General features: G+C 46.6%; 12 protein-coding genes, 1 tRNA gene, 1 pseudogene and 1 riboswitch. Of the genes and pseudogenes, 11 read left to right on the top strand and 3 right to left on the bottom strand.

Annotated features, from left to right (window positions below):
• Positions 1–90: 90 nt before the first annotated feature.
• Complete coding sequence (locus MC7420_RS14290) at positions 91–1,719, bottom strand: phospholipase D-like domain-containing protein (protein ID WP_006101036.1); 1,629 nt, start codon at positions 1,717–1,719, stop codon at positions 91–93.
• 335 nt (positions 1,720–2,054) lie between these two features.
• Between MC7420_RS14290 and MC7420_RS14285 the strand changes: the two genes are divergently transcribed.
• The 3 genes from MC7420_RS14285 (at position 2,055) to MC7420_RS14275 (ending at position 4,014) form a co-directional block, all read left to right on the top strand.
• Positions 2,055–2,435 carry a DUF7682 family zinc-binding protein gene (locus MC7420_RS14285; RefSeq protein WP_006101069.1) on the top strand — a complete coding sequence of 127 codons (381 nt, stop codon included), beginning with the start codon at positions 2,055–2,057 and terminating at the stop codon, positions 2,433–2,435.
• Positions 2,436–2,587: 152 nt separating this feature from the next.
• Positions 2,588–3,763, top strand: a complete 1,176-nt coding sequence (locus tag MC7420_RS14280; RefSeq protein WP_006101098.1) for a cysteine desulfurase family protein — start codon at positions 2,588–2,590, stop codon at positions 3,761–3,763.
• 179 nt (positions 3,764–3,942) lie between these two features.
• Positions 3,943–4,014 (top strand) — tRNA-Thr (locus MC7420_RS14275).
• 332 nt (positions 4,015–4,346) lie between these two features.
• Here MC7420_RS14275 and MC7420_RS14270 read toward each other — a convergent pair.
• The gene (locus MC7420_RS14270) at positions 4,347–4,820 is read right to left on the bottom strand and encodes a TspO/MBR family protein (RefSeq protein ID WP_006101146.1); all 474 of its coding nucleotides are present in this window, start codon (positions 4,818–4,820) and stop codon (positions 4,347–4,349) included.
• A 173-nt stretch (positions 4,821–4,993) separates the two neighbouring features.
• A riboswitch (cobalamin riboswitch) is annotated at positions 4,994–5,140 on the top strand.
• A gap of 376 nt (positions 5,141–5,516) precedes the next feature.
• Here MC7420_RS14270 and MC7420_RS14265 point away from each other — a divergent pair.
• From MC7420_RS14265 to MC7420_RS14250, 4 genes are all read left to right on the top strand, one after another.
• Entirely contained in the window at positions 5,517–5,909 is a 393-nt protein-coding gene (locus MC7420_RS14265) for a DUF1636 family protein (protein ID WP_006101288.1), read from the top strand.
• Between the two features lie 12 nt (positions 5,910–5,921).
• On the top strand, positions 5,922–6,956 hold the full coding sequence (gene cobW, locus MC7420_RS14260) for a cobalamin biosynthesis protein CobW (protein ID WP_006101088.1): 1,035 nt from the start codon (positions 5,922–5,924) through the stop codon (positions 6,954–6,956).
• Between the two features lie 24 nt (positions 6,957–6,980).
• Positions 6,981–8,819, top strand: a complete 1,839-nt coding sequence (locus MC7420_RS14255; RefSeq protein ID WP_006101160.1) for an N-acetylmuramoyl-L-alanine amidase — start codon at positions 6,981–6,983, stop codon at positions 8,817–8,819.
• A 204-nt stretch (positions 8,820–9,023) separates the two neighbouring features.
• The gene (locus MC7420_RS14250; protein ID WP_006101124.1) at positions 9,024–9,491 is read left to right on the top strand and encodes a DNA phosphorothioation-associated protein 4; all 468 of its coding nucleotides are present in this window, start codon (positions 9,024–9,026) and stop codon (positions 9,489–9,491) included.
• A gap of 148 nt (positions 9,492–9,639) precedes the next feature.
• On the opposite strand, the gene MC7420_RS14245 is transcribed toward MC7420_RS14250, so the two are convergent.
• Positions 9,640–10,068, bottom strand: coding sequence for a hypothetical protein (locus tag MC7420_RS14245; RefSeq protein WP_006101166.1), 429 nt, complete (start codon positions 10,066–10,068; stop codon positions 9,640–9,642).
• A gap of 250 nt (positions 10,069–10,318) precedes the next feature.
• On the opposite strand from MC7420_RS14245, the gene MC7420_RS14240 reads away from it, so the two are divergent.
• From MC7420_RS14240 to MC7420_RS14225, 4 genes and pseudogenes are all read left to right on the top strand, one after another.
• The gene (locus MC7420_RS14240) at positions 10,319–10,723 is read left to right on the top strand and encodes a hypothetical protein (RefSeq protein ID WP_006101114.1); all 405 of its coding nucleotides are present in this window, start codon (positions 10,319–10,321) and stop codon (positions 10,721–10,723) included.
• Between the two features lie 156 nt (positions 10,724–10,879).
• A pseudogene (locus tag MC7420_RS36940) lies at positions 10,880–11,103 on the top strand (HNH endonuclease).
• 30 nt (positions 11,104–11,133) lie between these two features.
• The gene (locus tag MC7420_RS14230; RefSeq protein WP_006101285.1) at positions 11,134–11,535 is read left to right on the top strand and encodes a hypothetical protein; all 402 of its coding nucleotides are present in this window, start codon (positions 11,134–11,136) and stop codon (positions 11,533–11,535) included.
• Positions 11,536–11,545: 10 nt separating this feature from the next.
• Positions 11,546–13,327 (top strand): WD40 domain-containing protein, encoded by a 1,782-nt coding sequence (locus MC7420_RS14225; RefSeq protein WP_006101229.1) that lies wholly within the window; start codon positions 11,546–11,548, stop codon positions 13,325–13,327.
• The last annotated feature ends 133 nt before the right edge of the window (positions 13,328–13,460 follow it).

Here is a 13,460-nt window from a genome sequence, read left to right as displayed (position 1 = left end):
AGTTAAGTTATCGGACATCGACAGAACGTTATCGGTAAAACCCGCCCCTACAAAAAGGAAAATATTTCATAGCCTGATAATTTGGTAGGATTACCAGGTCACTCGCCCATCTAACTGCTGGAGTAGATGAGGTCCGATACCTGAAACCCGGTCAAGGTCAGCTAATGACGTGAATGGCTTTTGCGATCGCGCGGTAATAATTCGCTCAGCCAGTTTGGGTCCGATTCCGGGTAGCGTTTCCAGTTCATCCTGGGTGGCGGTGTTGAGGTTGACTATCCCCCTAAAACTTGGGGCGTTCGGATCATTTGCCTGAGTAATTTGGTCACAGGATTGCTGCTGGTTCTGAATCCTTCGCTGCACCGCCACCGGAACCCCCAGTATGGCATTCGTGTAGAGACGTTCAAATTCACGTTCAAAATGGGCAGCGACTAAATGACTATCAATCACTAACAGCGTCTCGTCGTTTTGAGTATTGGCTGATGCTGACCAATTATGAGACCCGGTAATCACTATTTCCCGATCTACCACCCCAAACTTATGATGTAACAGATCGCCTGATGGGAGTTGGGGAACACCGACTGTGGCGATCGGATTTTGCCAAGGACGATTACGGGCTTCATAGCGACATTGATTACTCAGCGCCACACCTAATAAATCCAGTCCTTCGCTGTAGTAGCGATAGGCAAAACTGGGGTCGATTAACGCCTGAACTTGGACGCCCTGTTCATGGACAGTTTGTAACTGATCTGCCAATCGCTGTTCGGAAAAGACAAATAATGCCAGTTCAATGGTTTGGGTGGCACTTTGCAGGATTTGCTCAATGAAACCATTACTGCTTTGACTCCAGGGTTGAGTCGGTGACGTAGGCGAAAACTTGACCGCCAGGGTAGTATCTCCGAGTGTAACCTTTTGTATAGGGCGTTGTGACTTTTTGACGCCAAACCGACTATCGGGTACACCACCGGGTCCATCTCCCCACATCTGGTTAAATTCTTCCGTAAAGGAATTGGCTAATTCCACACTCTCAATTTTAAGGAGATTGTTGGCATTACCCCGACTATCCGGTGCTTGAAAGTCGCCATGAATATCACTGGTAGTAAAGTTAGCGGATGTCACTATAACCGTATATCCATCCACAACAACAAACTTATGGTGCATTAAGCCGCTACCTTGAGAGCCATCAGCAGTATCGTCTAGGATAGGAACGCCAGCATTGCGTAAAATAACTAGAGCATCTCGCTGATTAATTTCAGCAGGGGTCAGCTTGCCATCGTTATTACGGTCAATTAACCGTAAATTCTCTCGAGCGCGATCGCGTTCCCGAGGCGGAAGATTAGCGATATCTTGAGCTGAGACTTCACTCCAAGGGCGGTTGTAGGTATTTTCTACGATAACCCTGACCCTAACCCCTGCTTGATGTCGTTTGACCAAGGCTTGAGCAATTTGCGGCAAGCGTAACTCTTGAACCGCAACATCGACCGTGGATTGAGCCGTCGCGATCGCTTGGGTAATAATCTGCTCTAAATTATCGCCCGGTCGAGTCACTAAGCGATAGGGTTCCTTGTAGGTTGTCGAGGGGGAATGGTTAAAGTAGACCTGAACAAAGGGATCTTGCGGTAAGGGAGGCGGACGGTGAACTTGAACTGGAGGAGGTTGACAAGCGGACAGAGTTAGTACAATAAGCCAGATGATACCTTGATGCCAGTATGATTGTGTCATTGAATCTCGATTAGATTCATTTATTGCTTTGATTATTTTTTATCATCTATGGGGACACAAACCTAGTAGGCTGTCAATGGAAATTGACCGATTGAGGCAAGCCGGAGAAGCTAGGAAAGTATGAGGTACAGGGGACTCTGAGGCATTTGGCTAAAACGGCTGATCCGTGTTTTTCTGATTTAGTTGGAAATAAGGCTCAAGGATTTGTCCCTATTGAACTAACATAAAAATACAATGGACAACTTAAATAACGTTTTCCACAACCTGAATGGGGGAAATCACTATCAAGAAGACAACATGGTCACGTCTAGGGTTTAAACCCATACCACCGTTCTATGTCGAGACGAAAAAAGACATTTCCGTGCGGTCATAAGGGGTATGGTCAAACCTGCCACCGATGTGAGCAAGAAAACAAGGCACGGGAAGCTAAAAAGCAACAAAAGCAAGAATGGGAGTCTACTTTTGACAACGATCCCATTGATTTAAAGGATTTGCCCACCCATGTCGTGGTCAAAGCCCGTGCGATTATTGCCGGATTGGAAGAACAAAAGAACTACCGAGAGTTTGGCGGTAAGCGACTACGCCACAATCGCTGGATTGTCAGTATCCCGGTTACCCGTAACTACCGGATGATTTGTCATGACTACGGGAGTTTGTTGGTTCCCTACGCTGTCTTGTCCCACGAGGACTACAATGTGGATAAACCCGGCGAGTAGAGGGAGCTGGGGAAGATGAGGGAGATGGGGGAGATGGGGGAGATGGGGGAGATGAAGAAGTTAACTCAAAACTCTACCTTACCTGTTCCCTATTCCCTGACATAAGACAAATGACGAAAGACAAATGACGAAAGACAAATGACACTATAACTATGCAAATCTATCTCGATTACAGCGCCACGACACCCCCCCGCCCAGAAGCGATCGCGGCGATGCAAGGGGTATTGACTCAGCAGTGGGGTAATCCCTCTAGCTTACATGAGTGGGGACAACGGTCTGCCACTGTCGTGGAACAGTCGAGAATGCAAGTGGCTGGCTTAGTTAATGCGCCAGCCGATGGGTTGATTTTTACCTCAGGTGGTACAGAGGCAGATAATTTAGCCATTATGGGGATTGCTCAAAACTACAAGACACCCCAGCATATTGTAATTTCTAGCGTGGAACATTCCGCGATCGCTCAACCGGTGCGTTGGTTGGAAACCTGGGGATGGCAAGTGACTCGATTGTCGGTGGATAGTGAGGGGCGAGTCAATCCCCGTGACTTGGAAGACGCCCTACAACCGAATACGGTATTGGTTTCTGTAATTTATGGTCAAAGTGAAGTGGGGACGCTACAACCCATTGAAGCATTGGGTCAAATTGCTCAGGATCATGGGGTACTGTTCCATACCGATGCGGTACAAGTAGCTGGACGATTGCCCATTGATGTGCGACAGTTGCCTGTGGATTTGCTGTCAATGTCAAGTCACAAGATTTATGGACCTCAAGGAGTGGGGGCGCTTTATGTCCGTCCTGGAGTTGAATTAGTGCCACTGTTGTGGGGTGGGGGACAGGAAATGCAACAGCGTTCAGGGACACAGGCTGTTCCCGCGATCGCAGGATTTGGTGTCGCCGCTGAATTAGCAACAGCCGAACTAACAACAGAAACACCTCGATTAATTCGGTTACGCGATCGCTTGTTTAATCAACTTAGCGACATCCCTTACTTAAAACCCACTGGTTCGCTTCGACACCGCTTACCTCATCATGTTAGTTTTTGCCTAACCAATATCCCAGCCTCTCAATTGGAGGGAGTAACAGGCAAAACGATGGTGCGTCAGCTTAATCTGGCTGGGATTGGCATTAGTGCGGGTTCTGCCTGTGATAGTGGCAAACTAAATCCCAGTCCGATTTTATCGGCAATGGGCTACTCTGAATCAGAGGCATTGAGGGGCATTCGCCTGACCTTGGGGCGACAAACCACAGAAGCTGATGTGGATTGGACGGTGATGGTACTCAAGCAGATTCTAGCCCGGTTATTGCCAAAACCCGTACTACTAAACGTTTGACAATCCGGTTGTGATACCAAATCCGGGGAACGCTACCGCCGTTATAACCCAGTCCGCGCAGGCGAACGAAAGTTTGTGTAGCAGCGATTTCAATCGCCTCCTCTTGCAGGAGGTAATAAATGCTGGGGAGTGTCAACCCTTCCCTACTGCTGATATAATTTGTTATGCTAAACGAAGTTGCTGGTGTAGCTCAGTGGTAGAGCAGCTGATTTGTAATCAGCCGGTCGCAAGTTCAAATCTTGTCACCAGCTTCAACGATCGAAATTCCTGTAGCCAAAGGGTTACATAAGGCTCTCCCGTACTTAGGGTGATAATAAAGTCTTATGAATTAAGCCAAAGTCCCACGGTGTAATGCTTGTAGGTTGGGTTGACGAAGGAAACCCAACTAATTAAGCGATTAAGCTAGGTTTTCTTCAAATCAAGCCAATCGCTACACATATAAGGAAAATTTATCACCTTATGTACAGGAGAGCCACTTTGATAGTCTTGATCAGGTTGAGGAAATATTAATTATCTGATTGATGTGTTATCGGTTAGGCTAAGGCACTCAAATTGGGGAGCGATCGCCTGCTTCAATCCATACCTATTCCGCTTCCGGATTCAGTCGAATCATCGCCCAAGTCGTGTAGGTTCCAATCGGACTCCAAATAATATAAGGCAACAGCAAAACCGATGCCCAAACTGAGATAGAATAAACTAAAAGTGCCAAAATAATACTCAATATAGCCCCCGCCCCCCCAATCATCGTACCCACCTTGAGACTGCGAAATCGGCACATTACTGGCGTATAGGCAATTGTTACTATTTCCAACAGCAAATATAACCCCAAAACCAGCCACGTTTGAGAACTCCCAGGATTACGTTCCCATACCACATAAGCTGACCATCCTCCACAAATAAAAACCACCGTCCAGATGAAAGGAATCGCCGACTCAAATGTCAACCATCGGGGACGGCGCAGGCGGTTGAACCATCGGACATCATCGGACGTTAACCAGTTACCAGCAAACGCCACTAGCAAGGTTACAGTCCCAATTACCATCCAGGATTTAATCATGTTCTCCCCTGTGAAAATCCCACGACATTGGGTGATTATGCCTAGTTTGATAGATTGAGCTAATCATCCCTATAAAACCAGCTTATCGTTTTGGCACAGGTTTTGGGGTCAGCAGGAAATCCCGCCACTCAGCGAAAAGCGAAAAAGGGTAGTCCTTGCCGAACCGACATGGTAAAGTATTACTCTCGGTCGGTTCTAATGGGGAGCAGCCATTGGAGGTAACGGGGAAAGTTCGGTGTAAATCCGGCGCTGTCCCGCAACTGTGAAGAAATGAGTCCTTGTTTCTAAGTCAGAATGCCCACCGACAGATAACTTTTCGATGATTCATCTGCGAGGTACGGATGGGAGTTCAAACATTATTGCCAAAATTCAGACGATTAAAGCAAATCCTAGAGAAATTGCGGCATCAGTCTAGGTAAAGATTACTAATCCATACAGGCACAGGTTCACCGACTATTCAAACTAGCCAAACCCCGGATCAAGACGTTTAACTATTGAATTCTGCCTAGCGGTACTAGCCATTCTCCCTAATTTTAGAATGCTGCTATTTACGTTGAAATAAAAGATAGTGAACTGTCTTTAGAAACGGCTGGCAAGCAACAAGCGATCGCGTCAAGCCACAACCCGCATGAAATCCCTAGAACTGATACGGTTTTAGCCCTTCATGACCCCAGAATAATTCTGTAATTAAACACAATGACTGATCAACATACCCTATTTATTTGTACAACCTGCGCGAGTACCTGGCAAGATGGCAAGCGAGTTGGTCAAAGTGGTGGTGAAAAACTGCTAGAACCATTGCAGGAACTCCACCAAAATTGGTCACTCCGAGATGAATTTAAACTTCAATCTGTTGAATGTATGAGTGCTTGTAGTCGCCCTTGTGCGGTTTCTTTAGCGGCATCATCTAAATACACTTACCTATTTGGGGATTTACCCGTTGATGTAGAGACATTACCCAAAACAGCAGCGGCTATCCTAGATTGTGCCAGTTTATATCATAGCCAACCCGATGGTTTATTGCCTTGGTCAAAACGACCTGAACCCCTAAAAAAAGGCATTTTGGCACGAATTCCACCCTTATCTTGAGGTTAAATAATCATGCATAAAATTCCCGTAACTGTAATTACTGGCTTTCTCGGTTCTGGCAAAACCACATTGATGCGCCATTTACTGCAAAACAACCAAGGACGTAAAATAGCGGTTCTGGTGAATGAGTTTGGGGAAGTGGGTATTGATGGCGAGTTATTGCGTTCCTGCCAAATTTGTGATGAAGAGGACAATCCCAACGATAATATTGTCGAACTGACCAATGGCTGCTTGTGCTGCACGGTTCAGGAAGAATTCTACCCGACAATGCAGCAACTCTTGCAACGGCGCGATCGCATCGATTGTATGCTAATTGAAACCTCTGGATTAGCCTTACCCAAACCCTTAGTTCAAGCCTTCCGTTGGACTCCCATTCGCAACGGTGCTACCGTGGATGGAGTAATCACGGTGGTCGATTGTCAAGCGTTAGCCGCCGGAACGTTAGTCGGTGACATTAATGCCTTAGAAGCCCAACGCCAAGCTGACCCCAATTTAGACCATGAAACCCCAATAGAGGAACTCTTTGAAGATCAACTAGCTTGTGCGGATTTAGTCTTACTCACCAAAGTGGATTTAGTCGATGAGGCGACATTGACTCGGATCAAAGACTGGTTACAGGATCAATTACCCACGGGAGTTAAGGTTATCCCTTGTGATCAGGGACAGATTCAGCCGGAACTCTTACTTGGGTTCAACGCCGCCGTCGAGGATAACTTAGACAATCGTCCCAGTCATCATGATACCGAGGACGACCACGACCATGACGACGAGATTAATTCCGTCCAATTTATTTCTGACCAAGCCTTTGAACCCAAACCCCTAATCGCCAAACTGCAACAACTCGTGCAACAGCAGGAGATTTACCGGATCAAGGGGTTTGTGTCTGTACCCAATAAACCCATGCGCCTAGTTTTACAGGGAGTCGGCAATCGCTTCGATTCATTCTATGATCGACTGTGGCACAATGGCGAATCTCGCCAAACTCGATTAGTGTTAATTGGACGTAAACTAGACCAAGCTGACATTGAGCAAGCAATTGGTAGTTAAACGATTAATCGTGAGGGTAGGGGAATGAGGAAAATTCAGTGGCTACTGCTACTTATTAGCTTCTGGAGTACGTTTCTGGTTTCATTACCCGCAGAAGCCGCCAGACTTCTGCTGTGGCGATTTGATGCGAGTCAAAATCAACTGGAATTTACCACAGATGGTAGCGTTCAACCCACAGCCCAACTGATTCCCAATCCCCTGCGCTTGGTGATTGATTTACCCGGTACGACATTAGGGCGCCCCAGCGTCAGCCAGTCGGTGGGGGGAGGAATTCGGGAAATTCGGGTGGGACAGTTTGACCGCCAGACGACGCGAATTGTGGTAGAAATTGCACCGGGCTATACCATAGACCCCCAACAGATTCAGTTTCGGGGGGCGTCGCCGAGACAGTGGTTTGTGCAAATTCCCACTCCCCAGCGGACCACCACATCTGCACCTCGTCCCCTACCGCCAATAACTCCTCCCCCCCAAACCCCACCTCGTCCCACACCACCGGAACCCTCTCCCGACAGAACCGAGTCAACTGTGCAAGTTGATCCGATTCAGGTGACACGGGATGGGTTTTTCATTCGCACCAATGAGGGGGAAGCCAAAGAGATTCAGGTGGAACGGAGTCGCGATCGCGAAACCATTGAGTTTGAGGTAGAAGGAATTACACTACCCCCAGACTTACTCAATCAAACAGTGTCGGTGAATCGCTATGGGGTCAGCCAAATTCAATTGTCCCAATCGTCGGGTTCATCCCCAACTCGCATCACCTTAAACGTGAATCGCGAGAGTCCCGACTGGCAGATGAATTATAGTTCTGTTGGTGGTTTGGTATTATTACCCAGGGGAATTTCGGCGTCCCAGCTTCAGGACTTATCGCCGCGACGATCCGATAGAGAACCCACGGCGACTACAAGTCTCGCCACGATTGAATCGGTGGAAATCGCCCAAAATGGGACTCAATTATTAATCCGGGCGGATCGACGGATTCGGGCGCGGGGAAACTGGAATGCTAACGCCAATCAGTTCCAAATTACCATCCCAGATGCTCAACTGGCTGACCAAATTCAAGGACCTCAGTTAGGCGTAAATAGTCCGTTATCTCAGGTAAGACTACGCCAGCCTGATTCGCGTACTGTAGTGATTGTGGTGCAACCGGATCGAAATACCCAGATTGGCGAACTCAATCAACCCAGTGAACAATTGTTAGCCCTATCCCTGCGACAGAGGAGAGTCTCGTTACCACCAACGGGTTCGCTTCCCGTACCGCCACCGGAACGATTACCGCCAGAGATTTCACCGCCCCCGACTGTATTTCCTGGGGTTCGCAATAGTCGCGTTGTGGTGATGCTTGATCCAGGACATGGGGGTAAAGATCCCGGCGCTGTGGGGATTGGTGGCTTGCAGGAGAAGAACGTAATTTTGCCCATTTCTCTCCAGGTTGCAGCACTTTTGGAACAACAGGGTGTACAAACGATATTAACGCGATCAGATGACCGATTTATTAGCCTGAGAGGGCGAGTTCAACTGGCGGAACAAACGAATGTTGACCTATTTGTCAGTATCCACGCCAATGCGATTAGTCTGAGTCGTCCCGATGTGAATGGCGTGGAAACCTATTATTATGCCAATGGGCGAGGGCTAGCCGAAGCGATTCAAAACAGTCTATTACAGAGTACCGGAATGCGGAATCGCGGCGTGAAACAAGGCAGATTTTTTGTCATCCGACGCACCTCTATGCCTTCTGCGTTAGTGGAAGTGGGGTTTGTTACTGGGGCTGAGGATGCGCCGAGACTTGCCACACCAGAATTTCGCAGCCAAATTGCCCAGGCGATCGCACAGGGTATTTTACTCTACATTCAGCAAACTCGGTAGGGTGTCGGGTGGGAAGCAGGGGAAGCTGGGGGAGATGGGGGAGATGGGGAAGCTGGGGGAGATGAGGAACATGTAGAGACGAGCCATGGCACGTCTGTGTGTAGGGGCGGGTTTAGGGACTAATATTGATTGTTATTCCTAGCTTGGCGGCAAAACCCGCCCCGACCAAATGACGAATGACGAAAATAGGAGGATATCAGGGGAATGGGCGTCAATCGCATCCGAATTGCCAAGGATCAAGCCGATTTAGTCAAAGCGTTAACCGCATCAGCCGATACAACCGGACCGTTTCAAACGTATGCCGACGTTATCGCATTTGCAGCGGCGTTGGGTGTCAAGCGCAGGAAGCGATCGTCTCTGGGAACAATTGCCAAGAAAGAGCCCGCACCGATTGGGTTAGAAATATTTGTGTCGAGGGGATATGACGCACTAATTAAACTTTTGGCGCTTGTCGAAACCAAAGATGCCAAGATTCTCTCCACCTTTGACGCCAAAGCTGAGGAGGAACGAATTCATATTTTTGAAGAGTATGCTAACGGCGGGTTACAAATATTACGAGACGAGTTGCGGGGGGCGGTGGATTATTCGGAGCGATTATTGTTAGTTTTGAATGCACAACGGTTTAAACAAGTGGTTCCTGAAGACGATTTTGATTTGAGCCGATTTCTATAGGTACTGGAGTTTAGACTACTATGGTGATAAGAGGACACGGCAATGTTCCCTACCCTAGATTAGGGATAATTGAATTCGGTAGGGACACGATAGTATCGTGCCTTGATCAGTTGATAGTAATAACCCGCACCTACTAATCAAATAAAATTTAGCGGAGTGCCGCCAAAACCGTAGTTCTAAACTGCTCAACATTTTCCGCTTTATTATAAAATACGACTAAATTAACACTTTTAGCATAAATTACTATCCAGCGTTGCTTGATAAATAAGAATAGAACAATGAAAATTATACCGATTAAATAAACACCAATTGTAGCTAGTCCTAGCCATAATAGCCACCAAAGGCGACCTTCAACGATTTCGATTGAGCCAATATCATCAAGACGGGTATAAATTTCTTTATTCTCTAAACCATAAGCGAGTGTAATTCTAGTTTGTAATAAATCATCGAGCAGTTTTATCGTAATCTTGGAGCGACCACTAGCCGGAACAACTACATTTCCCCAGATTATTCCAGGTTTTCCCTTAATCTCCGTTAAAGGTTGCCCGAAAGGATTGGTGGTTACGCTATCTTTCATTGTAGATTAATTGAGGTGAACTCCTATCTCCAGCGTCTCTCCTTCTACGGGTAATCGCCTCCGTAATACCACGCGATCGCTTTACGCGAATTTGCTGATGACAACAAGACTCTTTATCGGTTAAAAAAATGCCTCAAACTACCGTATGAAAGCTTTTGTAAAGTGTAAGTAAAGACTTCGCGATCGCTAAATTCTTTGCCTGTCGAATGGGTAAACTAGGTAAAGACGTGTAAAAAGATTAGATTGAACAATGACACAAAGCCATCAAAACCCACAAGACAACTCTGGAGAAAGTGCAGCTTTTATTGGTGGAGGTGCAGCTATAGGTACAGGTATTTCCGCCACTGTTGGTGGTATGGGATTAGTCGGAGGATTTGGCGGAGTGGCTATTGGAATGGCTCCTGTAGCCGCTGCTGGTGCAGTGGTGGGAACGGCGGCTTATGGAGCCAAAAAAGCAATCGAACAGAAGGATGCTCTCGCTGTCAGCGCAGCAGCAGGTGGAGCCGCCGCAGGTGCAGGCATTTCCGCTGTTATGGGGGGTATGGGTTTAGCGGTAGCCGGAACGGCTGTTGGTGTGGGGATGGCTCCGATTGCAGCGGCTGGCGCTGTTGTTGGATTGGCAGGTTATGGATTAACAAAGCTGTTTAACAAGTAATGAATGATGAGTAGAACGTCTCCCAATCCGTTTCAGAAACTGGTGCGAAGTATGATTCGGGATGTCGTCAATCAGGCTAACCGTCAAAACGCTGACAAACTAGCCAAGCGAAGGACTAAAAAATCGGCGAAAACTCAAGCTCAATCTCAACAGCAGATCAGCAAAAATAAACGCTCACGCTACATCCCAGCATCAGTCCGTGTTTCTGTCTTAAACAGAGATAAGTATAAATGTGTTTTCTGCGGTAAAAGTGCCAAGCAGTTGAACTAGAGGTAGATCATATTATTCCTTTCGCCAAAGGTGGTAGTAATGATCTCAGTAACTTGCAAACGTTGTGCTTTGATTGCAATCGGGGTAAAGGTGTCCGTATCTTGAAATGATACTAATTTCCCAACGACAGGAGTAAGACGATGAATCTGTTTGAACGTTTGAGTGGAGTTATAAAAGAAGAATTAACGAGCCTAGTTAATCAATCCATTCGCCAAGAAGACACTCCAGAAGAGGAAATCGAGCGCACGATTAGTCAAATGCGATCAAAGGTTATGGCAACCCGGATAGCGATTGTAAGGTCATCAGCGAGTCAAGCCAGACTTCTGAAGAAAGGCTTAGTTATTTTAGAGGAAGAACTGGCTCAAGCTGAAGCGAAACGAGAGGCATTATTACGGCGCATCAGTCAAGCAAACCAGCGCTTAGAACGGGCGACGAGACCAACCCAAACTCCTTTTTACAAATTAGAAGAAAAAGCATTAGAACTGGAGGCGATTGCTCAAGCAGCAGATGAGCTAAATTGGACAAAAAAGATAAATTCATAACGTATAACCGATGAAAGACAGTGTAGTTTTTATGGCGAGTGGCGCTACGGCTGGCGCTGGTGTATCTGCCACAATCGGCACAATGGGATTAGTGGGAGGATTTGGCGGAGTAGCCATTGGTATGACTCCCGTTACAGCAGCAGGTGCGGTGGCGGGTGCGGCGACGTATGGCGCTTTTAAAGCAATTGAAGAAGGGGATGCTAAAGCGTTCGGTGCAATTGGAATGGGTGCTGTTGGTGGTGCTTATATATCCTCAACAATTGGCGGTATGGGATTAGCTGGAAGTTTTGGCGCTGTTGGCATTGGCATGGGTACAATGGCAATGGCTGGGGGAGTAGTTGGATTGGGTGTTTATGGGTTGTATAAAGCCTGCAAACCCGAACCTGGACAACGAATGGCAGGTGCTATAGACGCTTTTGGGCGCATGGAAACTAAAGTGCTGGAAATGGACGCCTATACTCAAGCACTTCTGGAATTAGATCCCGTCTTTGCCGAAGATATTTGGAAACAGAAATTTGCCGATCTAGAAATTGAGGAAGAGTTAGAGGCGCTAAAGGTTAAACAGCAACAAAAAGATAAATCAACCGCTAATTATCAATCAGACAATCAAGTTTACAGTAATTTTGAAAAGCCGGAAAATCAAACCAAAACTATTACTATTGAGTCTCAACCGTCTCAGACTTGGAAATGTATAAACATTCTCAAAGGGCATCTAGCAAAAGTTACCGCGATCGCGATTAGTTCCGATGGACAAACGTTGGCAAGTGGAAGTGAAGATAAAACCGTTAGTTTATGGGACTTGAAAACCGGAAAACATGATTTTACCTTCTTTGGACAAGCTAAAGAAGTTTTTGCTGTGGCGATTAGCCCCCAGGGGAAAATGTTGGTTGCTGGTGGATTTGACAATAAAATCAGCAGTTGGCAGGTAGATAGTAAAGCTCTGCTACGTCCCTTCTTTTACCCGAATTATACTTACAGTCATTTCGGTTTTATTTCCTGCCTAACCTTTAGCCCGGATCAAAAGATTCTGGCTAGTGCAAGTGGTGATAAAACGATCCGATTATGGGGTAGATACACTGGAGATCTTAAACGCACTCTCAATGGTCATTCAGACACAGTTTGGTCGGTGGCTATTAGTCCAGATTGTCAAACCCTGGTTAGTGGTAGTGCGGATAAAACGATTCGAGTTTGGTCTTTAAGCAGTTATAAACAACCTCAGATTATTACCGGACATTCTAACTGGGTAACATCGGTGGCTATCAGTCCCGACGGCAAAAGGCTGGCAAGTGGTAGCGCTGATGGTACGGTTAAATTATGGAATCTCAATACAGGAGAATTACTCAAAACTCTAGATAAACAATTAAAGGGAATCGTTTCCGTCGCCATCAATCCGAATGGACAACTCTTAGCGAGTGCTGACAGGAATGCAGTCCATCTTTGGAATTTACACACAGGTCAATTACTTGGCACACTGGCTGGATGTAGTCCTGTGGTTTTCAGTCCGGATGGACAAATCTTAGTCAGTGGTGGTAAAGCAGGGACGATTAAGATTTGGCGTAACCAGTTTGGTGTTAAAACTACCCCCTTTGAGTCGGGATTATCGGGTGAATGGTGGGAAATTTTAGGCGTGGAAATAGACGCCGATATCAACAGGGTTAAGTTAGCCTACCGTCAATTAGCTCGGCAATATCACCCGGATATCAATTCCTCGGCTACGGCTATAGCCAAAATGCAAGCAATTAATCAGGCGTATGAAGCCTTTTTGCAGAAATTAAGCCAGGGTTTAAATTAATGTAGTGTGGCACACCTTCTTTGATGAATTATAAATACATCCATAAATCGTAGGGGCGCATGGCATGCGCCCATAAAATCGGCAAATCTAATCCATCATTTTAGCTGTGCCAATCCCGTAAATGGTCTATTAA

Source organism: Coleofasciculus chthonoplastes PCC 7420 (genome assembly GCF_000155555.1).
GTDB lineage: Bacteria > Cyanobacteriota > Cyanobacteriia > Cyanobacteriales > Coleofasciculaceae > Coleofasciculus > Coleofasciculus chthonoplastes_A.
This window is presented reverse-complemented; position numbering and strand designations above follow the sequence as displayed.